The organism is Pseudarthrobacter adonitolis, from assembly GCF_055412845.1.
This window is the reverse complement of the sequence record NZ_JBVAYW010000017.1, coordinates 17,776-39,971: the sequence shown is the minus strand read 5'-3', so window position 1 is coordinate 39,971 and position 22,196 is coordinate 17,776. Positions and strand designations below refer to the sequence as shown.

Here is a 22,196-nt window from a genome sequence, read left to right as displayed (position 1 = left end):
CCGCCTGCGGGAGAACAGGCTAAAATCAGAAGCGACCATCCGTTCTGCGGAGAGAGGCGTCATGCCCATTCCTGCCAAGGTGTTCCAGCGCTGGCTGCACGGTATCGCTCCCCACACGAGCACGTCCGACATCTGCCGCGTGTCCGGCATCAAGCGGACCACACTGGCCCAGCAGCTTGTCCGGGGCAAGGTGGCAGAGGCAACAGTGGTGAGCATCAGCCGGGCGTACAACGTCAACCCCGTCTCGGCGCTGGCGGCGTTTGATGCCTACAGCCAGCTCGCGGATGCGCACCCGCCCACCAGGTCCGAACTGGTCAGCCAGATCTCCACCCCGGACCTCCTGCGGGCAGTCTTGGCCCGTTCCGCCGCGGACCCGGGTGGTGTGCCGGCGACTGTCGCGACTGCCGGTTCGTCTGCGTTGGACCCCACCCCGCACGCCACCTCGGTCAAGAACTGGGTGGAGGCAATCGACGACGGTGAACTGCGGCACCGGGTCTCCGCCGCCACTGGAATCGCTCCGCAGAACTATTCGGCACAACTGACCGCAAACCGGCTGGCTCCGGAACTGGCGGTTGCCACCTCCCTTGCCGCCGGCGTCGGCCCTGCCTGCGGCCTGGTGGCCACCGGGCTGGTCACGGAGGCGGAGGCCGGCTGGCCTCCCGACGCCCGGCAGGCCGCGCTCGACAGCCTGTCCGACGGACAGCTGACCACGCTGGCCGGCGACCGGCTGCAGACTCTCGGCAGAGCCCTCCGCCGGCAGGAACATGACAACGAGAAAACCGAAAAGATCTGGGAGAACCTGGGATGATCGAAATCCTGCAGTGGTCCACGCTGACTGTCTGCGGTCTGGTGGCCATCGCGCGCGTTCCCAGTGCCGTGAGGGGGATGAACAGGACACTCTTCTATGTCTTTGCGCTGATGACGCTCGCCATTCTGCTCAGCATCCAGGCGCCGTACCTTGCCATCGACCAGGCGCTCGGCGGCGTTAATGCGGCCAACCTCCTGCTCCGTTTTGTCATCTTCGCCGCTATTTTCTTCGTGGGCATCCGCGTCACCCGGGGTTTTGGGGCCGACGACGCCTACCGGCTGCTCACCGGACGGATCGGGATGGCCGTCCTGGCGCTGACCTCGCTGACAGTGCTTGTTGTGTTCCTGATGATGGATACGGCGGGGTCCTCCGCGGGCATGGGCTCGGTGTCAGCCAAGGACGCCCGGCACGGACTGCTGGTCGAGTACTACGGTGCTGCAGGCCGCGCTTACCCTGCGTACGTTTCACTGGTCCTGCTGCCGGCCATGGTGCGCGCGGTCAGCAGCACGCTGCCCGCCCTGGTTCGCATCGCCGCCTTCCTGCTGGGCACAGGCTCGGTGGCCATCGCGCTAACGCTGCTCTTTCCCTTCTATCCGCCCAACTGGGGAGCAGCGATGTTCCTGATCAACTACACCGCCGTTCTGTGCTTTGTCTTTGGCCTGGCTTTAATCGCCGTGGCCAGTGTCCGGCACCGGCGGGGCGGCCCGCGGCCAAGGACTTCTACTGCAAAGTAACTTCACATCTTTCACAAAATCATTAGACATGGCATAATCATGAATGTGTGAAGTGGGGTGCCGGTGTTTGCGAACGGGGATTGATTCTTGGACGCCGGGCCTGGTGAAACTTTGCATTCCTTGGGGGGATGAGTGGTGGCGGGCCGTTGGGGACCGCCCCCACTCAGCCATTTAACGGCCACGTCCGTTTTCTCATCCACCCGCCCACTGACCGGACGGCTTGCACCCATGCCGCACCTACCGTGCGAACCTCAGGGTCACCAGCTGGAACGGGCGCAGCGAAAGCTCCACCGATTGCTCTGCTGCGGCAGTGTTAACGCCCGGGGCGTCCGTGGCCCGCTCCAGGAGGTCTGTGGCCTGGACGTCCGCGACCGGGAAATTGGCCGTGAGTGTGCCTGCGGACCGCTGCCCCAGGGACTCATAGAGGCGGACCACAACATCACTGGACCCGTCTTCGGCAAGCTTGACCGCCTCGATCACGAGGGCCGGGTTGTCCACGGAGAAAAGCGGCTCCACGCCGCGGGCGCCCTTCACCAGCCGGGGTGCAAGGTTGGTGCGGTACCCCTCTTCCACAGCTTCGGCGATTCCGGCGCCGGGGCGGATGGTCACGGTCAGTTCCTGGTGGCCGCGGTCCGCCGTCGGGTCCGGGAACTTCGGTGCGCGCAACAGGGAGAGACGCACCGAGGTGGTGGTCCCGCCGTCGGAATCCCTGACGCATCTGGTGACATCGTGTCCGTAGGTGGCCGCATTGGAAATCGCGACGCCGTAGCCGGGCTCGGCCACGTGGATCCAGCGGTGCGCGCAGATCTCGAACTTGGCAGCCTCCCACGAGGTGTTGACGTGGGTGGGACGGAAGACATGGCCGAACTGGGTCTCTGAAGCGGAGCGGTCCGCCCTGACGTCCAGCGGGAAGCCCAGCTTGAGCAGCTTCTCGCTCTCCTGCCACTCAACGGCCGTGGTGATAGTGAGGGAGCCGCTGCCGGCATCCAGCGTGATCCGTTGGGTGACCGGTGACGAGCCGGCAACCCGTTCCACCACCACAGCGGCACTGGTTCCGACGTGTTCCACCCGGATGGCCTGCGCCGCCGTGAGGGCCACGACGTTGCGGCGGTAGAACTCATCGATGTCCCAGGCGTCCCACTCGTTGGGCGTGTCCCGGTGCAGTTCCAGCAGGTTGCCGCGCGCTCCGGGCGCGATGGCTTCCCGTCCCGTGGCGTAGTCGGTGAGGGAGGCAAGCAGGCCATCGGCATCCAAGACCGCCCGGATGATGCCGTTGTCCAGCACATAGCCGCCATCCACGGCGGCAGCCTGGACCGGCTGGCTGGCCAGCGAAAGCTCAGCGGCAGCCAAGGCCGGAACGCCGTTACGCGTGTGCGGTGCGGCGTTGAGCAGGAAGGTCCGCGCCCCCTCGCCGAGGAGCGCGGCCGCGGCCTGCCCAATGAGGGTTTCGAGGCTGGCGCTGACGGCTGCATAGTTACGTTCCGCGTCCTGGTGGACCCAGGCGATGGAGCTGCCGGGCAGGATGTCGTGGAACTGCTGCAGGAGCACCAGCCGCCAGAGCCGCTTCAGCTCGGCCGCCGGGTACTCGAAGGCACCGATGCCGCGGACAGCAGCTGTGGCACACCAGAGTTCGGCCTCGCGGAGCAGGTGTTCGCTGCGCCGGTTGCCGCGTTTGGTCTGGGCCTGGCTGGTGTACGTGCCGCGGTGGAGTTCCAGGTACATCTCCCCCACCCAGACGGGCAGGGAGGAATACTCTTCCTCCGACTGGGTGAAGAAACTCTCTGCGGAGCCCACCCTGACCTTGGGCGATCCTTCGAGGTCTGCGGTGCGGTTGGCGGCAGCCAGCATTTCACGCGTCGGCCCGCCGCCGCCGTCGCCGTAACCGAACGGGACGAGCGAGGTGTTGCCGCGTCCGTGGTCGCGGAAATTCCGCTCTGCGTGCGCCAATTCGCGTCCGCTGAGCTCGGCGTTGTAGGTGTCAACGGGCGGGAAGTGCGTGAACAGGCGGGTGCCGTCGATGCCTTCCCAGTTGAAGGTGTGGTGCGGCATGCGGTTGACCTGGTTCCACGAGATCTTCTGCGTGAGGAACCAGCGGCTGCCCGCCGACTTGACGATCTGCGGCAGGGCCGCGGAATAGCCGAAGGAATCCGGGAGCCAGGCTTCGCGGCATTCGACGCCGAACTCGTCGAGGAAGAAGCTTTTGCCCTCAATGAACTGCCGGGCCATGGCCTCGCCGCCCGGCATGTTGGTGTCCGACTCGACCCACATGCCGCCCACCGGAACGAACTGCCCGGCCTTGACCTTTTCCCGGATCCGGCCGAAAAGCTCGGGGTAGAATTCCTTCATCCAGGCGAGCTGCTGGGCTGAGGAACAGGAGAACACAAAGCCCGGATCCTCGTCCATCAGCGCCACCACGTTGGAGAACGTCCGGGCACATTTGCGGATGGTTTCGCGCACCGGCCAGAGCCAGGCGGAGTCGATGTGGGCGTGGCCCGTAGCCACCAGCTGATGGGCGGAAGCGTAGGCGGGCCTGGACAGGACCACGGCCAGGGCTGCCCGCCCGGCCGCGGCGGTGCCGGGGACGTCGTCGGGATCCATCTGGTCCATCATGCGCTCCAGCGCACGGAGGATCTCATGGCGCCGCGGCTGCTCCGGCGGGAGTTCGTGCATCAGCCCGGCGAGGGTCCAGATGTCCTGCTGGAGTTCCCAGACCGTCTGGTTGAGTTCGGCGATGGCGATCCTGCCCAGCCGGTATTGCGGTGCCGTGCCTGCCGTCGCCGTATCTCCGTACGGTGTGGCGGCGAAAATCCAGCCCTGCGCCATGTCCGGGTTGGCAGCCGCTTCAACGTAGAAGTCAACGGACATGCCGCTGCCCAGGAGCTTCAGGGGAATGTACTGGTTCCGGGGCGAAATGGCCTTGATGATGGTGCCGTCAGGGCGCCAGGCGATTCCCTCGCACTGGAATCCGGGGGCTTCGTTGATGAAGCCAAGATCCACCACGATTTCCACGGCGGTGTCCGGGCCGGTGCCCCAGGCTTCCGGGACGTCGCCCTGCAGTCGCAACCACTTGGTGCCCCACGGCTTGCCCCAGGCGGCACCGTGTTCCTGAGGCGCGAAGTGATTCCGCAGTGCTTCCATCACTGACACGGGTTCGCCGGGAGCATCCCAGCTGCTCAGGTTCAGCGGAACGGTGCGGGCGTAAACGGCGGGAACGATCCGCTCGCGGACAAACCGGTCCAGGCGGACTTCGGTGATCCGGCGGTCGTCATGCAATGTAAACCCTCTTAGGTGCTTGAACTGGAGTTCTCGAATCCGGACCAACGCGTCCAATCGATGGATAAAATCTACCGGCTAGTAGCTCAATAGCCAAGCCTCACCGGAAATCTTCGCCGAAGGTGCTGACGATGTTTTCTGTCCGGGTACGTTCGCGCGGACCCCTGCCGGGTCCTCCCCGGGGACCTGCGCAGGAACCGGCGCGGCGGGCAGCGTGATCCTGCCCTGTCCGGCGTAGATATTCAGGCTGGTGCCCCGGCTGAATCCTGCCAGGGTCATGCCGCTGGCCTCCGCCAGCTCCACAGCAAGGCTCGACGGCGCGCTTACCGCCGCCAGCACGGGAATGCCTGCCAACGCTGCTTTCTGGACGAGTTCAAACGACGCGCGGCCCGACACCTGCAGGACCAGCCCGGTCAGCGGAAGCAACCGCTCCCGCAGGGCCCAGCCCACCACCTTGTCCACGGCGTTGTGGCGTCCCACATCCTCGCGGAGGCACAGGAGCTGCACGCCGCCGTCGTCCGTTATGCGGAAGAGGCCCGCAGCGTGAACTCCCCCGGTGACGTCAAAGACGTCCTGGGCTTCGCGGAGCCGCCCGGGCAGGGAAGCCAGAACGTCAGCGGCCACGGTCAAAGGATCCGCGGCCGGGCTGAAATGGGAGGACTTGCGCACTGCCTCGATCGAGTCCGTGCCGCAGATACCGCAGGAACTTGAGGTGAAGACGTTCCGTCCCTTCGCCGGGAGTTCGACGTCGGACCGCAGTTGGGCTTCCACCACGTTGAACGTCTGGACGCCGTTTTCGTCCTCGCCGGCACAGAACCGCAGCGACACCAGCTGCTCGGGAGCCCAGATGATCCCTTCGGACACCAGGAAGCCGGCCACGAGGTCAAAGTCGTCCCCGGGTGTCCGCATGGTCACCGAAAACGACAGCGCACCGATCCGGATTTCCAGCGGCTCTTCGACGGCGAGGACGTCCTCGCGGTGGCGGACCGGGAACTCAAGGGCCTTCGGCGAGCCATCCAAAACGTACTTATGCACCTTGCGGCGCTGTGTCACACGGCCCATCAGCAAACCGCCAGACAGTCTCGAAGGGCCCCGTGGACGTTCCGGACCTGCCGGCTGGCGCTGTTCATAGGTCCATCATCGCACCACTGGCTGTGCTGTGGCGTACGTGCTTCCGCAGCCCGGCGCCTACCCCAGCAGGGCACTCCAGTCCACCGGACCGGCGGGCTTCGCAGCGTCCTTGGCAGCTGCCCGGGTGGCCGGCTTGGCGGCGGGCCGGCCCTTGGACTTGGCGCCTGGCTGTTCGGGCGCGGGCACCGGCGGTCCCCACGGCAAGGCAAACGCCGGGACGGGTTCGCCCAGCTGCACGCCGTGCGGCGGAACAACCATCACCCCGTGCGCCGACGCCAGTCCGCGCATCATCCCGGGACCTGTGTGCTTGGCCGGTGACGCCATCCCGTACAGCAGGCGGAAGGGCATCAGCCTGGTCCGGCCCGGCTCCGGCTCGATGGTGGTGCCGCACGGGACCTCCTGCACCGGCGGCATGGTGCCGTGGCCCAGCGCCGCCAGCAGCGGTTCGCCCACCGTGGACAGTGCCATCATGGCGGCCAGCGGGTTTCCGGGGAGCCCCAGGACAAAGCGCCCGTCGGGGAGCTCGGCCAGGACGGCCGGATGGCCGGGGCGCATCGCGATGCCGTCGACCACCAGCCGCCCGCCCAGTTCCGCCACGGCCCGGCGGAGATGGTCGGTGTCCGAGCGGCCTGTACCGCCGGTGGTGATCACGACGTCGGCCGGCAACGCGGAGGGGTCCGGCATCTCGGGTGGGACGTCCGCCAGACCGTCCAGCCACTCAGCGTAGGAATCGCCGATCCGTTCCTGGCCGCCGTTGATGCCGCCGAGCATTTCCACGACGGCCGCGAGCTGCGGGCCGAAGGTGTCCCGGACCTGTCCGGGGACCGGCAGCCCGCGGGCCACAACTTCGGAGCCGGTCAGCAGGAGTTTAACGACCGGCTTGCCCTGGACCAGCAGGTCATCGTGCCCGGCCAGGGCCGCGACCGCCAAATGGGCCGGGTTCAGGGTTACGCCGGCCTTGACCAGCACCTCCCCCGCGGCTGCTTCCTCGCCGGCCTTCCTGATGTGCTGGCCGTTCCCTGGCTCGCCGGGGCGGGCGGTGCCGCCGGTCATCAGCAGCGGCAGGCCGTCGTCGTCCGTTCCAAGCACGGCACTTTCGCTGCGCAGAACCGCCTTGGCGCCGGGCGGAATCAGTCCGCCGGTGACAATGGGGCTGGCCTGGTGTGGTGCCAGCCGCTGGCCGGCCTCCGCCACAATCCACGGGCCGCTGCCGTTGACGGCCCAGCCGTCCATCGCAGACGACGCATAGTGCGGCATGTCGTGCAGTGCGGTGATGTCGTCGGCCAGGACCCTGCCCAGGGACTGGCTCAGGGGAACCCGGCCCGGCGGAATCGGCGTAGCGATGTCAAAGGCGGCTTTGCGCGCCTCATCCCAGGTGTGGGCAAGGTGCTTTGCCGGGGCTGGCTGCTGCTCGGAGCTTTCGGATACGTCGCCGGGGGCGGCGGTCACTGAACGGGGGTCATTCGACGGGGGTCCCGGCGGATTCGGCATCATAGTCAGCAGCAAGGGTGCGGGCACGGTCCATGGCAGCGGTCATGGCGGCGGCGTTCGTGGCCTGTCCTGATCCCGCAGCCAGGCCGGCGGCGAAACCGGCAATAAAGGTGGTGAGCGGGGCGGCCGGGCGGACCACTGAGTGGGCTGCCACGCCGGCCAGCGACAGAATGGTGTTGACGTCGATCTGGACCTCCTCCAGCTCATACGCCTGGAGCAAGGCCCTGCACCACTCTTCCAGCGTCTCGTCCTGGCTTTTCACGCTCTGCCTCCCAAATCATCCGCGGCGGTGTTGCTCCGGAGCCCGCTCATGGGATCCGGTCCGGCCACTCCAAGTGCGGCGGCATCGTCCCAAGTGTCCACGTCGGCCGTGGAGCCGGCCGGAACGGCGACAAGCTGCACGTCCAGACTAGCAAGGAGTGCCCGCACCGAACCGTTGATTAAGCGTCCTGTGCTTTCCAATTCAGCCACGGAACGTTGTAGCGCGACTGTGCTATAAAAGCCGACCAGGGGCTGGCGGCGGCCATCCTCAGAAGTGGCCACCACGCCGTCCGATTCCAGGCCCGCCGCCTGTACCGCGGAGTGCCCCCCTGCGGCGTATTCAACGGTGGCAGTCCCTGCGGCAGCGGGTCCTCCTGAACGCAGCGCAGCCTTCAGCGCCGCCACCGCCTGCCCCACGTTGGGCATGTCGCAGGCCAGCACCAGTGTCAGCCGGGGACGGTTGCCGCCCGTAGCGGCCAGCGCCGCGAGCCCGGCTGCGATAGCGGCCGCGGGACCGCCAAACGGCGGTTCCTCGCGGCAGCGGAGTAACCCGGCCGGGACCTCCCCGGCGTCCGGACCAACCACGACGGCGGCCCGGGCTCCCCCGGCAGCGGCGGCGGAGCGGCGCAACAGGGAGTCGCCGTCGTACGTCAGACTCTGCTTGGGCACGCCACCGAGCCGCGACGAACGGCCGCCGGCGAGGATGACGGCATCGAAGTCGGGGGGGTCAGCGTCCACCCTCCCAGCTTAACCGTGCGGGCTCGAATGCCGTGCGGGCTGGTATTCAGGCGGCCCTTTCAGGCAGGAGGAACGGGTCCCAGGCAGGCGTGGGCTTCTCAAGCTCCTTGATCTGCCAGATGGTGCCATGCGGCGGTTCCGGGACAAACCTGAGCTTCCAGCCCATTTCAGCCGGCGTGTGATCGCCCTTGGTGTTGTTGCACCGAAGGCACGCGGCCACCAGGTTCTCCCAGGAGTCGGCGCCGCCACGTGATTTGGGCTGCACATGGTCGATGGTATGGGCACCTTTTCCGCAATACGCGCACCGGTGACCGTCCCGCCGCAGGACTCCGCGGCGGCTGACCGCGGCGCTCTGGTTGTATCTGGGGCGGATATAGCGGTTCAGGAGAATCACGGACGGGCGGCCCAGGATCTCCTGCGGCCCCACCACGGGGTCTTCGCCTTCGGCAATAACGCTGGCCTTGCCCGTGAGCACAAGGACCAGCGCCCGGCGGAAGGTGATTACCGCCAGCGGTTCATATCCAGCATTCAGAACGAGAGTGCGCATGCACGTACCTCTTCGTGGCCGCACCCGTCAGGGGCACGAGGGCCGGCTGCCCCCGGCATATCCGGGCTATGGATCGACACCACAAGAGTAAACAAAGAATCCCGGGATCAGCTAATCGCAGAAGTGGCCGCGGTCAGGCGCCGCCCCCGCGCACCCGTCCGGAGCACTGCTGCAGCCCGGCGACAGCAAAGGACCCCCGCCGTGAGGCGGGGGTCCTTGAATGCTGAATCAGTTGCTAGGACACGCGGATGAAGACCGGTCCTGAGCCAACATTGGCGCTGAAGACAACGGTCTGGTTGCCGTTGTAGCCGCCGTGCACTGCCTGGCCGTTGCCGGCGTACACGGCAATGTGGGCAACGCCCGCGCCGCCGTCGGCGTAGTAGATCAGGTCGCCGGGCTGTGCCTCGGCGGCACTGACGGTGCTGCCCAGGGACAGGTAGCCGGCGGGCCAGCCGTGGAAGTTGATGCCCACGGCGGCCAGGGCGTTGGTCACCAGCATGGTGCAGTCCTGGTTGACACCCAACTGGGCGTACGCAGCGGACAGGATGGCCGCACCCTTGCCGCTGGCAGCGACCGGAGCCGAAGGAGCGGCCGGCGTTGCCGACGCTACCTTGACGGTGGCCGCGGCCTTGGGAGCCGGAGCTGGAGCCTCAACAACAGGCTCGGGAGCCTCAACCGGAGCCGGCGTGGTGGTCACGGCAGGCTTCTCGTAGGAGATGGCAATGGTGGAAGCGGCCGAAATGATGGCCGGGGCGAAAGCCTCAACCTCAAGGTTCGAAGCGGAAGCAGCTTCACGCTGGACTCCGGTGTCTGCCGCGTTCGCAGCAATACCACTGGTCAGGACAAGGCCGGAAGCAGCAGCGATAACCGCAGCCTGACGGCCCATGCCGCCGGCGTTGTCGCCGACAGCCTTAGCAATGACAGCCAGCGAGTTGGTCTTGGCGACCTCGGCGCGGTGCCGTGCAACAGTTGCACGTGTAGTCATTAATTTCTCTCTTTCGTTTTCCTTAGGACCGCGTGGGCAGCACAAGGGCTTTGGACGCGCCGGCATCTTGGGGGTACGCCGGCACGCCCCGAACGGGGATTTAGCGAAGAGTTTCTCTCGAAGAAACGGTTCCGGCAGCGCTGGGCTGCAGGAACTACTGGACTGCAGGACCTACGGGACCATCGTGAAGAACGCGGAAGAGCCCGTGGATGCCACGGAGTGGAGCAGCGTGCCCTGTGACGGATTCAGTGCGCTGATCATCATGCCGTTGCCAACGTAGATGCCGACGTGGGCGCCGCCATTCTGCATGACCAGGTCACCGGGAGCCGGTGTGGCGGTGGGCCGCATGGCTGTCCAGGCATTGGTGCGGGGAATACTGATGCCGGCCTGGGCGTAGACCCACTGCGTGAAACCTGAGCAGTCCCAGCCGCTGGGGGTGGTGCCGCCCCAGAGGTAGGGGTTGCCGATGCCGGTGTAGGCAATTGCTGCCAGACCCGATGCGGCGGCGGAGGAGACAGTGTCAGCGAGCTTGGAGGCCGCGGCCTCGGTTGCGGCAGCACTCTGAGCCCCGGTTTGGGAGGCCGTGGACTGCGCACGGACCGTCTCAACCTTCGGTGCCGGCGCGGTCTTGATCACGGGGCGCTCGAAGGAAACGGTAGCTGTAGGCGCCGCGGTTACGGCAAGTGCCGTCTGCGCGGACCCGGACTCGGTGGAGGCGGATACGCCGGCGGTGGTGTCCGCGGCGTTTGCCGGAAGCCCCATGCTCAGGATCAGACCTGATGCGGCTGCGATAACAGCAGCCTGGCGACCTACGGTCCCGGCATTGACACTAACGGCCTTGGACACGGGGCCCAAGGGGTTGGTGCGGACCGGTTGTGCGCGGTGACGCGCAGAACTATGGCGTGAAGACACGAAGGTAGCCTCTCCCAATGCCTGCGAGGTAAGCTGTCGGATTCGGATGGGAGTCACCCGGCCGCGCTGCTTCACAGTGGAAGCTTTGCGACTTAACCCCAAGGCCTTCAGAATCGAAGACCAAAATTGGTTCCCCCGCCCCTGCCAGACGATGTCATGCGAACGGACCTTGAGCGGTGGCAGAGCTAGGCAATCCACTCAAGAACGTCAACTTCGGAAAAGTTGACGCGCTTTAGACGTTACAGGAGTTCCGAGCCAATGTCACATTCAGGTCACGGCACGTCGCTGCGATTCGAGAGTTTGCCATCACTTGGGTCAGAGCCAGCCACTGGGGTCAACGACTTCGCCGTTGACCTGGACCTCGAAGTGGAGGTGGCAGCCCGTGGACGCGCCCGTGGTGCCGCTCAGGGCAACCACATCGCCGCGGGCGACCGTCTGGCCCACCCTGACGCTAGCGGAGGAGAGGTGGTTGTACGTGGTTTCAAGGCCATTGCCGTGATCCACCACCACGCGGTTGCCGCCGCCGTACTGGTGCCACCCAACAGAGGTCACGGTGCCGCTGGCAGCAGCCAGGACAGAGGTTCCGCACTGTGCCACGAAGTCCTGGCCACGGTGGAAGTCGCCGGAGCCGCCGGTAATGGGGCTGACCCGGAATCCGAAGGGTGACGCCGTAGCCAGCTGGGCCAGCGGCGAACCGAGGCTTCCGGCAGAGGCGGCGCGGGTAATGGATCCTGCGGACTGGGCGCTCAGCAGCTGCTTCAGTTTACCGTCGGGATCACCTTGGGTAACCACGGACGAGCGGCTGAAATCAATTTGGGCGGCGGCTTCGGCGGTAACTTCGGGCTGCGGAGCGGCGGAAACGGACGACGCCGCCTGGCCGGGTGCCGGAGTGGCCATCACGGGGCCGGTCACAGGAACCGTCACGGTGAGAGCCAGGCCTGTTGCTGCCAAGGCGATACCGGCCTTCTGGCCGAGGCCACTGGCAGCGGCGAAATCCGTCATCTGCCTGAAGGGTCCCCGGCGGCGGCGTGCTTCCCGCTGTGGGTCGCGGGGCCTCTCCGCGGTGAAATCCTCGGCCACTCTGGGCGCCGAAGCGGGACCCACCGCGCGACGGCGGCCCCTGGAGTATTGCGTGGTCAAGAATGTTCCTCTCTGGATAGCCTGCGAAGTTAGCTGTCGGATTCGGGTCAGAGAGTTCAAAGACCCGGTCCGCCGTGACAAGCACTTTGCGCAGAGATATCCCGTGAGGATCCTTCGCTGGAAGAGGCTTGCTGCTGACGGACTTCACCCCAAGGCAGTCTTGCGACTGCCGATTGTGGTTCCCCCGCCTCTGCCAGTGGTGACTCGTGCACCTGATCCGCTGGCAGAGCTCGGCTCCGGATCAGGTAACGCTTTTGTATCGACGCTGAGCTTCAACTATAGGTGATTAAGTTGGACAGTAACAATTCCGTTATCTTTGCGAACATGGCGTCACTGCGCTATGGCGCGGCCCACGCGGGGGGGACCGCCGTCCCGTCAGCGGACCGAAACGAAGACGTGCGCTGCCACTTCCGGGGGCAGTTCGAGCGCCCCCTCTATCCCCGGAACCCGCACGGAAATGTACTCTCCCACGCGCTCCAGAGACATCGAGGCGCCGGGCCTGATTCCGCCTTCGTCCAACTGAATCAGCAGCTCAGGTTCCACCTGGATAGGCTCAGCGAGCCGGCTGACTGTCACGTTCGACGCCGGCCCGTAGCCCTGCATCGCATCAAGGAGATTAATCACATCGGCGTCAGGCAGTGCGGGCGCCGGCCCGCCCAGGGCGGCCAGCCCGGGGATGGGGTTGCCGTAGGGAGACTCGGTGGGATGGTTGAGCAATTCGTAGATGCGCTGCTCAACGCGTTCACTCATCACGTGCTCCCAGCGGCACGCTTCATCGTGGACGTAGGCCCAGTCCAGGCCAATCACATCCGCCAGGAGCCGTTCCGCCAGCCTGTGCTTGCGCATCACTTCCGTAGCGCGTTTCCGCCCGGCTTCGGTCAGCTCCAGGTGACGGTCTCCGGAGACCACCACCAGTCCGTCGCGTTCCATCCGGCCGATGGTTTGGGACACCGTGGGGCCGGAATGCCGCAGCCGTTCGGCGATGCGTGCGCGAAGAGCAACGATGTTCTCTTCTTCAAGCTCCAAAATGGTCCGAAGATACATCTCCGTAGTATCGATCAGATCCGTCATCCAGCTCAGCTCCTCGAGCACAGTACCTTGCGTTGTCCCACCGTATCGCGTCCAGCAGCGGCGAGGTCCGGTAAAAAGCTTAGCCTATTTTGAATTTGTCCGGATAATCCCCGGACGGGGACAAACGGTCTCATTGGCCGGACTATGACGGCGCCGGTTCCCGCCCAATCGAGGGTTCAGGCAGAATGAAGAAGGTCCTATGCAGTCACTGCCGACTACCGGCCACCCCACCGTCCGGACGTGAGCCACGTCCATGCCGAAATTGGAGCCCCCGTGAGCGAAACCAGCATCACTATTCCTGCCGACCTCCTGCCAAAGGATGGACGGTTCGGCGCAGGACCGTCCAAGGTCAGGCCGGAGCAGCTCGAAGCGCTCTCAGCGGCGTCCAAGACCATCCTGGGTACCTCCCACCGCCAGGCTCCGGTCAAGAACCTCGTAGGCTCCGTCCGCGAAGGCCTCAGCCAGTTCTTCCACGCCCCCGAAGGCTACGAAGTGGTCCTCGGCGTCGGCGGCTCCACCGCTTTCTGGGACGTCGCCAGCTTCGGCCTGGTGGAGAAGAAGGCCCAGCACCTGTCTTTCGGCGAGTTCGGCTCCAAGTTCGCCTCAGCCACCAACAAGGCCCCATTCCTGGACGCCTCCTCCATCATCAAGTCCGAGCCGGGCACCCGCCCGGTATCGGCCGCCGAGGCCGACGTGGATGTCTACGCCTGGCCGCAGAACGAAACCTCCACCGGTGTCGCGGCTCCGGTCAAGCGCGTGGCGGGCGCCGACGCCGGTTCCCTGGTCCTGGTGGACGCCACCTCCGCGGCCGGCGGCCTGGACGTGGACGTCTCCGAGGCTGATGTCTATTACTTCGCCCCGCAGAAGAACTTCGCGTCCGACGGCGGCCTGTGGCTGGGCCTCTTCTCCCCCGCCGCACTGGAACGCGCCGCCCGGATCAAGGCCAGCGGCCGCTGGATCCCGGACTTCCTCGACCTCCAGACCGCCATCGACAACTCCAAGCTGAACCAGACGTACAACACGCCGTCGCTCTCCACGCTGGTGACCCTCGACGCGCAGGTGCAGTGGCTGAACGCCAACGGTGGCCTGGACTTCGCGTCCGCCCGCACTGCTGACTCCGCCGGCCGGATCTACTCCTGGGCCGAGGCCTCCGAGTACGCGACCCCGTTTGTGGCCAAGTCGGAGGACCGTTCCAACGTCATCGCCACCATCGATTTCGACGACTCGATCGACGCCGCCGCGATCGCCAAGGTGCTGCGCGCCAACGGCATCGTGGACACCGAGCCGTACCGCAAGCTGGGCCGCAACCAGCTCCGGATCGCCACGTTTGTGGCCATCGAGCCGGCTGACGTCTCCGCGCTGCTGGCAAGCATCGATTACGTGGTGGGCGAACTGCGCAAGTAGCGCTCGGCGCGGGCTACCGCGGTCAGGGCTGGTCGGCGTCGTCCGGGTGTGCAACCCGGGCGGCGCCGTCGTCGTTAATGCCTGCGGCGGGACGAAGGGACTCAACGCCGAAGTACCGCAGGCCGCGGGCGCGCCTGTTGAAGGTGAGCCGAAGCTGCTGGGCGCGGATGATCCAAATCATTCCGATCACGGCGGCGATGATCCCGGAGGCGGCCGCCACGGCAAGCGACCACCGGGGGCCGGCGACGTTGGCCACCCATCCCACCAGTGGGGCGCCGATGGGTGTGCCGCCCATGAAGATGGCCATGTACAGGGCCATTACCCTTCCGCGCATGACGGGGTCGGTGGTGGTCTGGACATAACCGTTGGCACTGGTCATCATGGTGATCGCGAACAGGCCGACGGGCACCAGCGCGACGCCGAACCAGAAGTAGTCCGGGGCAAGCGCGGCCAGTCCCGACGTCATCCCAAAGGCAGCTGCCGCGCCAAAGATCATCCGCAAGCGGGGCTTTCCGCGGCCGGCGGAGAGCAGCGCGCCGGCGACGGAACCGATGGCCATGATGGAATTCATGAGCCCGAAGGCGCTGGCGTCCAGCCCGAATTCCGTGCCCACCATGGCGGCGATGAACAGCACGAAGTTAAGCCCGAGTGTTCCGACGATGAACACGGCGACGAGAACCACCACAATGTCCGGCCGGAACCTGACATAACGCAGCCCCTCCCGGATGCGACCCTTCCCCGGGGCCGCCCGGGGAAGCTGGCGCAGTGACGCGGGGGGAATCTTCCACAGGCTCAGGAGCATGGCCAGAAAGGTGCAGGTGTTGATCAGGAACACCCAGCCGGGACCTACCGCCACGGTGAGGACCCCGGCCACAGCGGGCCCGATCATCCGGGCGACATTGAAGGAGGCGCTGTTCAGGGCCACGGCGTTGGGCAGGTAGTCGTCCCGCACGAGTTCAGAAACGAAGGTCTGCCGGACCGGGGCATCGAGGGCGGAGACCATGCCCAGCAGCAGGGCGAAGGCGTAGACATGCCACAGCTGGCCGGCGCCGAGCACCACCAGGATGCCAAGGCCGGTGCTCAGGAGTGCCATCAGCGACTGCGTGATGACCAGCAGCTGCCGGCGGCTGAAGCGGTCCGCCACGAGGCCGGCGACGGGCGCCAGGAACAGCTGTGGCCCCAGCTGTAGTGCCATGGTGATGCCCATGGCTCCGGCGTCGTGATCGGTGAGGTGGTCAAACACCAGCCAGTCCTGAGCCGTGCGCTGCATCCAGGTTCCGATGTTGGAAACCAGCGCGCCGATGAACCAGATCCGGTAGTTGAGGATGTGCAGGGATTTGAAGGTGGACATCACTGCCGGCCCTCTTGATTCTCAACCCTGCGCAGTGTCAACTGCTAGTCAGCCTCGCCGGCAGTGTCGTCGTCTTCGGATCCTTCGTCCTGGCCTTCGGACCCGGGAGTGTCAGCCTCAGCCTGCGAAGCGTCAGGCTCCGGAGCGAAAGCTTCCGCAGCGGGTGACTCCTCTTCCTCTGCCGCCCTAGCGTCCTCGGGTCGGACGCGCTCGGCCCACGGCACCCACTCCGGGGAGAGCGTGGAGTCCTCCGACGGCAGGAGACCAAGCTCGCTGACCGTGACCACCTTGGAGCGGGAGTTCCTGGTCAGGACCGCGTACCACTGCCAGCCGTGGTAACCGGGCAGCTTTGATTCGAAGAGGTGTGTGACCAGGCGGTCGCCCTCACTTTTGGCAGCCAGGTGCGCACCGATGTCCGACGCCGCCGTGATGCCTTCGATGGCGGTTCGCGCCTCGCCAACGGCAGCAGCGAGGAAGGCATCTGGCTTACCGGTACGCCACACGGGCACGCCAGCACGACGCTTGGCCTCGGCCTTGGCGCTCACCTTCTCCGCTGCCGTGGTGTCCGGCTGTTCAGCTTCCGCGTTCATGGCCAAGACCTAGACGTCCAGCTCGTCGGCAACCTTACGCAGGGCACCCGCGATGGCCTTGCCCTTGTTGCCTTCCGGGTACTTGCCCGCGGACAGCGTTCCGGAGAGGTTGTCCAGCACGCTGACCAGATCCTGGACGAGCGGCGCAAGGTCCCGGGCGCTGGACCGCTTGGCCTTGGCGATGGACGGCGTCTTGTCCAGGACGCGCAGGCCCAGGGCCTGCGCACCCTTGCGGCCGTCGGCAACGCCGAACTCAACCCGCGTGCCGGCCTTCAGCTCCGTGATGCCTTCGGGCAGCGATGATTTGGGCAGGAAGACTTCCTGGCCGTCCTCGCCTGCGAGGAATCCAAAACCTTTTTCCTTGTCATACCACTTGACCTTGCCGGTAGGCACGTAATCAACCTTCTTCGTTCTGACGTCTTCTGACACGGCCGGCAGTCACAGCATCCGCACTGATGTGCGGGTTCAGGGTATGACAGCGACGGACCGTGTTGGTCTGTTCCTAAGGTTACCGGTCGCCCGGCTGTTAGCGTTACCTGCATGACACCCTCGCGATACCGGCGCCCACTGATGATCTGCGCAGCGGTTGTTGCCATGCTTTCCCTCGTGGCGGTGGGAGCAGTTATGGCACTGGCCTTCGCAGGCTCCGCTGCTCCTGCCTGGGTCACCGCCACTGCCCTGTACGGGTTGCCTGTTGCGTTCCTGCTGATGCTTTTCCTGGTCCTGGACAGCGTGGCTGGCCGGCGCCGGGCAGGAAAGTCCAGCGGGCGGTAACGTTGGACTGATGTCCCTTATCCGCGCACTCAGCAAAGAACTGGAAGCACGCAGCGATGACTCGTTGCGGGCGCTCTTCGCAGCGCGGCCGGACCTTATGTCCCCCGCAGTTCCTGACTTTTCCGCCCTGGCCGCCCGGGCCAGCGCGCGGGTCAGCGTCCAGCGCGCGCTCGAGCGGCTTAATAGGCCACAGATGCAGGTGCTGGAAACCCTGCATCTTTGCACCAACACAGACACCGAACACAGCGCCTCGGCGGCGGGCGTCCGGAAACTTATTGCAGGATCCACGGTGGCGGCGCTGGAACGCATCCTGGCCTCGCTGCAGGAACTGGCTTTGGTGCACCGGGCAGAGCCGCCGCATGGAACGGCGGTTTCGGGCCACCGGCAGCGGTACTACCTGCCGGTGGGAAGCCTCAAGGACGTGGTGGGAATCTATCCTGCGGGGCTGGGGCGCAGCTACACCGAACTGGTCAGGCTTCAGCCCGCGTTTGCCCAGCGGGTAGTCCAGCTCGTTGCCGAGCTGCACCGCAGCGGCGTCTCCATCCAGAACGCCACCACACCCATGGAGGCAGCCCTTGCGCTGCAGCATTGGACGTCCTCGCCCGAGGCACTCAGCGAGGCTTTGGCCGGAGCCCCGGAACGCACGACGGCGCTGCTCGCCAAATTCCGCAACTGGGCCATGGGTGCCGTCCCCCAGGCGCAACGGAAAGCGTCGGTCTCGAACCAGGGCGCCGACGTCGGGCCCGTTGACTGGCTCCTGGCCCGGGGCCTGCTGGTCCCCCTGGACGCCGCGCACGTGGAACTGCCGCACAGCGTGGGGCTGTCGCTCCGCGGCGGCGCCATCATCAATGACTTCTCCCTTTCCCCTCCTGTTCCGGAGCTGGGCAGCACCACCGCTGCGCTTCGCCGGAACGCGGCGCTGGGCGCCATCGCCGAAACCCTCCGGCTGGTGGGTGATCTCCTCCATGCCGTCCGCGAACAGCCGCTGGCCACGCTGCGCAGCGGCGGCGTCGGTGTCCGGGAAATGAAGCGGCTCGCCGAGAGGCTGCGCATCGACCAGCACCGGGCGGGCCTGCTGCTGGAGCTCAGCGCCCTCTCCGGCCTGTTGCGCCTTGATGTGGACTCTTCCTTTTGGGTGCAGCCCCCGCAGCTGGAGTGGCTGGCCCTCCCCCGCCAGGAGCAGTGGCTGTGGCTGGTCACCGCATGGCTCGCGAGCGAGCGTGTGCCCTCACTGGTGGGTCAGCCCGTTAACGGCCCCGGCGGCGTCCCCGCCCCGCACCGCGCCCTGCCCGGGAACACCGTCAATGCCCTTTCAGCCGAGGCGCAGCGCCCGGACGCCCCGGTGGTCAGGAAGCGGATCCTGGAAATTCTGGACGAGCTCACCCAGGAGGCTGCCGCTTCGGACGGCACGGCACCGGTCCTGGATGCCGCGGCAGTGCTCCAGCGGGCTGAATGGACGCAGCCGCGGATGGCGCGCCGGTTCAGTTCCCTGATCAGGGGGGTGCTGGCGGAAGCGGAGCTGCTGGGACTGATCGGCTCCGGTGCGTTGAGCCAACTGGGTAGCGCCATTGCCGAAGACAACCCGGACGAAGCCCTGGGCATCCTGGGCGAGCATCTGCCTGCGGCACTGAATCATGTCCTGCTTCAGGCGGACCTGACGGCAGTTGCCCCGGGTTATCTGGCTCCGGAGCTGGCCGAAAAGCTGCTGGTAATGGCCGACGCCGAGGGGCAGGGGCCCGCCACCATCTACCGGTTCTCCGCCACCTCGGTCCGGCGGGCGTTGGACGCCGGGCATGACGCGTCGAGCCTGCTGGAGTTCCTGCGTGAGCATTCGGCAACGACCGTGCCCCAACCCTTGGAATACCTGGTGGAGGACACCGCGTCCCGGCACGGCCGGCTCCGGGTGGGAACGGCCGCCAGCTTTATCCAAAGCGATGATGAGGCAACGGTGCTGGAGCTGGCGGCGGAGTCCAAAGCCGCTGGGCTGGGGCTGGCCCGGATTGCGCCTACGGTGCTGATCTCCACTGCTCCGCCGCGGGAAACAGTGCACGTCCTGCGCGGATTAGGCCTCTCGCCGTCGGTGGACCAGGCCGAGCCCGGAGTGGTCCGGCTCCGCCGCACCACAGGCGTTCCGGGCAGCGCCCGCCCCGTCTACACAGCGCCGCGGACCGCGCCCGCCGAGGACGACGTCGCTGCCCAGCTGGCCGTCCTGCGGACCAGGCGGGCCGAAGCCAACGGAAACCACACAAATGCAGTGCCTGGCTCCGGCGAAGCTGCGACCCAGCTTGGTCTGGAGACCCTGCAGCGGGCTATCCGGTTCAAGCAGCGCGTGAGCATGAACGTGGTGGACAGCCAGGGGAATTCCTGCCTGGAGACAGTTGTTCCCCTCTCCGTAAACGGCGGACGCGTCAGGGTCTTCGATCCTGCCAAGGAAACCGAGCGGGTACTCTCCATCCACCGCATTATCGACATTGAGGCCGCAGAAGAACTGCGCCAGTGAAGGACTCCCCCGCGTGAACGACGGCCCGCTGATCGTCCAAAGTGACAAAACCATCCTGCTCGAAGTGGACCACGAACTGGCCACCGAGGCGCGCCACGCCATCGCCCCCTTCGCCGAACTGGAACGCGCCCCGGAGCACATGCATAGCTACCGCCTGACGCCCCTGGGCCTGTGGAACGCACGCGCCGCCGGCCTGGACGCGGAGAAGGTCCTGGACACCCTGCTCAAATACTCGCGGTTCCCCGTGCCGCATTCGCTACTGATCGACGTCGAAGAGACCATGTCCCGGTACGGGCGGCTGCGGCTGGAGAAGGACCCGCAGCACGGCCTGGTGATGCGCACGGACGACTACCCGGTGTTGGAGGAGGTCATCCGGGCCAAAAAAATCCAGCCTTTGCTGGGGCCGCGGATCGACGGCGAAACCATTGTCATCCACTCTTCCCAGCGCGGCCAGCTCAAGCAGCTGCTCCTGAAAATCGGGTGGCCGGCGGAGGATCTGGCCGGCTACGTGGACGGCACACCCCACCTGATCGCCCTGAACGAGGACGGCTGGAAGCTCCGCCCGTACCAGCAGCTCGCCACCGAGAATTTCTGGGCTGGCGGCAGCGGCGTGGTGGTGCTGCCCTGTGGTGCGGGAAAGACTTTGGTGGGTGCCGCAGCCATGGCCACGAGCTCCACCACCACCCTCATCCTGGTGACCAACACGGTGGCCGCCCGGCAGTGGAAGGACGAGCTGCTCAAGCGGACGTCCCTGACGGAGGATGAAATCGGCGAGTACTCGGGCGCGGTCAAGGAGGTCCGCCCGGTCACCATCGCCACCTATCAGGTCCTCACCACCAAACGCGGCGGCCTGTACGCGCACTTGGAGCTACTGGATGGCCACGACTGGGGCCTCATCATCTATGACGAAGTCCACCTCCTGCCGGCTCCGATCTTCCGGATGACCGCGGACCTGCAGGCACGCCGCCGGCTGGGCCTCACCGCCACGCTGGTCCGCGAGGACGGCCGCGAAGGCGAGGTCTTCAGCCTGATCGGGCCCAAGCGGTACGACGCACCCTGGAAGGACATCGAAGCCCAGGGCTACATCGCCCCCGCGGACTGTGTGGAGGTCCGCATTGACCTCCCCCGGGACGAACGCGTGGCCTACGCCATGGCCGAGGACGCGGACAAGTACCGGCTGTGCGCCACGTCCGAGTCCAAGACCCTGATTGTCGAACAGCTGGTGGCCCGGCACCAGGGCGAGCAACTGCTGGTGATCGGGCAATACATAGATCAGCTGGACGAGATCGGCGAGCGCCTGCAGGCTCCCGTCATCAAGGGCGATACGTCCGTCAAGGAACGGCAGAAGCTCTTCGACGCATTCCGCGCCGGCGACGTGAAAACCCTGGTGGTGTCCAAGGTGGCCAACTTCTCCATCGACCTGCCGGAGGCCTCGGTGGCCATCCAGGTCTCCGGTTCTTTTGGGTCGAGGCAGGAGGAAGCCCAGCGGCTGGGCCGCCTGCTGCGCCCCAAGAAGGACGGCCGGGCGGCCCGCTTCTACTCGCTGGTGGCCCGGGACACCCTGGACCAGGATTTCGCGGCCAAGCGGCAGCGCTTCCTGGCAGAGCAGGGCTATGCGTACCGGATCATGGATGCCAAGGACGTCGGCGCCGCCTAAATGTTGGCCGTTGTTCCTGTCCAGCGATCCGGATGGTCACCGCCACGAGCGGGCTCCCCATGGAACACCCACCATCCATCCAGAAAACTCACAGTTTCTGGGAGCATGATGGGAGCATGAAGAAGACCGGCCCAGAAGCCAAGCTGCTAGTTGTTGATGACGAACCCAACATCCGCGAGCTGCTGTCCACCTCGCTCCGCTTCGCAGGCTTCGAGGTGGTCTCTGCCGCCAACGGCCGTGACGCGCTGGCCGCCGCCGAGCTCCACGCGCCCGATCTGGCGGTGCTGGATGTGATGTTGCCGGACATGGACGGCTTCACCGTCACCCGCAAGCTGCGGGCTTCGGGCAAGCACTTCCCGGTCCTGTTCCTCACGGCGAAGGACGACACCGAGGACAAGGTCACCGGCCTCACGGTGGGCGGGGATGACTATGTCACCAAGCCGTTCAGCCTGGACGAGGTAGTCGCCCGCATCCGCGCGGTCCTGCGCCGCACGCAGCCCCTGCTCGACGACGACGCAGTGATCCGGGTGGACGACCTGGAGCTCGACGACGACGCCCACGAAGTGCGCCGCGGCGGCACCGTGATCGAACTTTCCCCCACGGAGTTCAAGCTCCTCCGGTACCTCATGCTGAACCCCAACCGGGTGCTGTCGAAATCCCAGATCCTTGACCACGTCTGGGAGTACAACTTCAACGGCGACGCCTCGATCGTGGAGTCCTACATCTCCTATCTCCGGCGCAAAGTGGACATCGATCCGGACGCTCCGGCCCTGATCCAGACCAAACGCGGAGTCGGCTACGTGCTCCGGACGGCAGAGAAGCGCTGACC

At 66.3% G+C, this 22,196-nt stretch carries 20 protein-coding genes and 2 riboswitches; of the genes, 7 read left to right on the top strand and 13 right to left on the bottom strand.

The genetic code is table 11. The features are described 5' to 3' along the window. Window positions 1-61 precede the first annotated feature (61 nt). Both ACZYZ4_RS15155 and ACZYZ4_RS15150 read left to right on the top strand, forming a co-directional pair. Window positions 62-808 (top strand): hypothetical protein, encoded by a 747-nt coding sequence (locus ACZYZ4_RS15155; protein ID WP_463862198.1) that lies wholly within the window; start codon window positions 62-64, stop codon window positions 806-808. Then, window positions 805-1,542 carry a hypothetical protein gene (locus ACZYZ4_RS15150; RefSeq protein ID WP_463862197.1) on the top strand — a complete coding sequence of 246 codons (738 nt, stop codon included), beginning with the start codon at window positions 805-807 and terminating at the stop codon, window positions 1,540-1,542. Before ACZYZ4_RS15155 ends, ACZYZ4_RS15150 begins: the two co-directional genes overlap by 4 nt. Window positions 1,543-1,779: 237 nt before the next feature. Here ACZYZ4_RS15150 and ACZYZ4_RS15145 read toward each other — a convergent pair whose 3' ends face one another. From ACZYZ4_RS15145 to ACZYZ4_RS15100, 10 genes are all read right to left on the bottom strand, one after another. Next, a complete protein-coding gene (locus ACZYZ4_RS15145) occupies window positions 1,780-4,815 on the bottom strand; it encodes an alpha-mannosidase (RefSeq protein WP_463862196.1) in 3,036 nt (1,011 codons plus the stop codon). A 78-nt stretch (window positions 4,816-4,893) separates the two neighbouring features. Continuing rightward, the gene (fdhD, locus tag ACZYZ4_RS15140) at window positions 4,894-5,877 is read right to left on the bottom strand and encodes a formate dehydrogenase accessory sulfurtransferase FdhD (RefSeq protein ID WP_463862195.1); all 984 of its coding nucleotides are present in this window, start codon (window positions 5,875-5,877) and stop codon (window positions 4,894-4,896) included. Between the two features lie 126 nt (window positions 5,878-6,003). Then, entirely contained in the window at window positions 6,004-7,395 is a 1,392-nt protein-coding gene (locus ACZYZ4_RS15135; protein ID WP_463862193.1) for a molybdopterin molybdotransferase MoeA, read from the bottom strand. Window positions 7,396-7,405: 10 nt separating this feature from the next. Further along, window positions 7,406-7,699: a DUF6457 domain-containing protein gene (locus ACZYZ4_RS15130; protein WP_463862192.1), complete on the bottom strand. Its 294-nt coding sequence runs from the start codon at window positions 7,697-7,699 to the stop codon at window positions 7,406-7,408. Then, entirely contained in the window at window positions 7,696-8,436 is a 741-nt protein-coding gene (gene mobA / locus ACZYZ4_RS15125) for a molybdenum cofactor guanylyltransferase (RefSeq protein ID WP_463862190.1), read from the bottom strand. Before mobA ends, ACZYZ4_RS15130 begins: the two co-directional genes overlap by 4 nt. 46 nt (window positions 8,437-8,482) lie before the next feature. Then, on the bottom strand, window positions 8,483-8,983 hold the full coding sequence (locus ACZYZ4_RS15120; RefSeq protein ID WP_463862188.1) for an HNH endonuclease: 501 nt from the start codon (window positions 8,981-8,983) through the stop codon (window positions 8,483-8,485). A 235-nt stretch (window positions 8,984-9,218) separates the two neighbouring features. Continuing rightward, a complete protein-coding gene (locus ACZYZ4_RS15115; RefSeq protein ID WP_463862186.1) occupies window positions 9,219-9,968 on the bottom strand; it encodes an NlpC/P60 family protein in 750 nt (249 codons plus the stop codon). Between the two features lie 171 nt (window positions 9,969-10,139). Further along, window positions 10,140-10,814, bottom strand: coding sequence for a C40 family peptidase (locus ACZYZ4_RS15110; protein ID WP_463862232.1), 675 nt, complete (start codon window positions 10,812-10,814; stop codon window positions 10,140-10,142). A gap of 70 nt (window positions 10,815-10,884) precedes the next feature. Further along, window positions 10,885-11,047, bottom strand: a riboswitch (cyclic di-AMP (ydaO/yuaA leader). 148 nt (window positions 11,048-11,195) lie between these two features. Next, entirely contained in the window at window positions 11,196-12,020 is an 825-nt protein-coding gene (locus ACZYZ4_RS15105; RefSeq protein ID WP_463862184.1) for a M23 family metallopeptidase, read from the bottom strand. A 5-nt stretch (window positions 12,021-12,025) separates the two neighbouring features. Continuing rightward, a riboswitch (cyclic di-AMP (ydaO/yuaA leader) is annotated at window positions 12,026-12,256 on the bottom strand. A gap of 139 nt (window positions 12,257-12,395) precedes the next feature. After that, a complete protein-coding gene (locus ACZYZ4_RS15100; protein WP_463862182.1) occupies window positions 12,396-13,091 on the bottom strand; it encodes an iron-dependent transcriptional repressor DtxR in 696 nt (231 codons plus the stop codon). Window positions 13,092-13,364: 273 nt separating this feature from the next. Between ACZYZ4_RS15100 and serC the strand changes: the two genes are divergently transcribed. Next, window positions 13,365-14,495 (top strand): phosphoserine transaminase, encoded by a 1,131-nt coding sequence (gene serC / locus ACZYZ4_RS15095; RefSeq protein WP_463862180.1) that lies wholly within the window; start codon window positions 13,365-13,367, stop codon window positions 14,493-14,495. A gap of 22 nt (window positions 14,496-14,517) precedes the next feature. On the opposite strand, the gene ACZYZ4_RS15090 is transcribed toward serC, so the two are convergent. Genes ACZYZ4_RS15090 through ACZYZ4_RS15080 form a run of 3 tightly spaced genes read right to left on the bottom strand, consistent with a single transcriptional unit; the run spans window position 14,518 to window position 16,829 of the window. Continuing rightward, window positions 14,518-15,846 (bottom strand): MFS transporter, encoded by a 1,329-nt coding sequence (locus tag ACZYZ4_RS15090; RefSeq protein ID WP_463862178.1) that lies wholly within the window; start codon window positions 15,844-15,846, stop codon window positions 14,518-14,520. 44 nt (window positions 15,847-15,890) lie between these two features. Further along, entirely contained in the window at window positions 15,891-16,436 is a 546-nt protein-coding gene (locus tag ACZYZ4_RS15085; protein ID WP_463862176.1) for a DUF3027 domain-containing protein, read from the bottom strand. Between the two features lie 9 nt (window positions 16,437-16,445). Beyond that, window positions 16,446-16,829: a cold-shock protein gene (locus ACZYZ4_RS15080; protein WP_463862174.1), complete on the bottom strand. Its 384-nt coding sequence runs from the start codon at window positions 16,827-16,829 to the stop codon at window positions 16,446-16,448. Window positions 16,830-16,976: 147 nt separating this feature from the next. On the opposite strand from ACZYZ4_RS15080, the gene ACZYZ4_RS15075 reads away from it, so the two are divergent. From ACZYZ4_RS15075 to ACZYZ4_RS15060, 4 genes are all read left to right on the top strand, one after another. Beyond that, the gene (locus ACZYZ4_RS15075) at window positions 16,977-17,210 is read left to right on the top strand and encodes a hypothetical protein (RefSeq protein ID WP_252564047.1); all 234 of its coding nucleotides are present in this window, start codon (window positions 16,977-16,979) and stop codon (window positions 17,208-17,210) included. A gap of 10 nt (window positions 17,211-17,220) precedes the next feature. Beyond that, window positions 17,221-19,710 carry a helicase-associated domain-containing protein gene (locus ACZYZ4_RS15070; protein ID WP_463862172.1) on the top strand — a complete coding sequence of 830 codons (2,490 nt, stop codon included), beginning with the start codon at window positions 17,221-17,223 and terminating at the stop codon, window positions 19,708-19,710. A gap of 13 nt (window positions 19,711-19,723) precedes the next feature. After that, window positions 19,724-21,367 carry a DNA repair helicase XPB gene (locus tag ACZYZ4_RS15065; RefSeq protein WP_463862170.1) on the top strand — a complete coding sequence of 548 codons (1,644 nt, stop codon included), beginning with the start codon at window positions 19,724-19,726 and terminating at the stop codon, window positions 21,365-21,367. Window positions 21,368-21,483: 116 nt separating this feature from the next. Then, a complete protein-coding gene (locus ACZYZ4_RS15060) occupies window positions 21,484-22,194 on the top strand; it encodes a response regulator transcription factor (RefSeq protein ID WP_058929981.1) in 711 nt (236 codons plus the stop codon). Window positions 22,195-22,196: the final 2 nt, after the last annotated feature.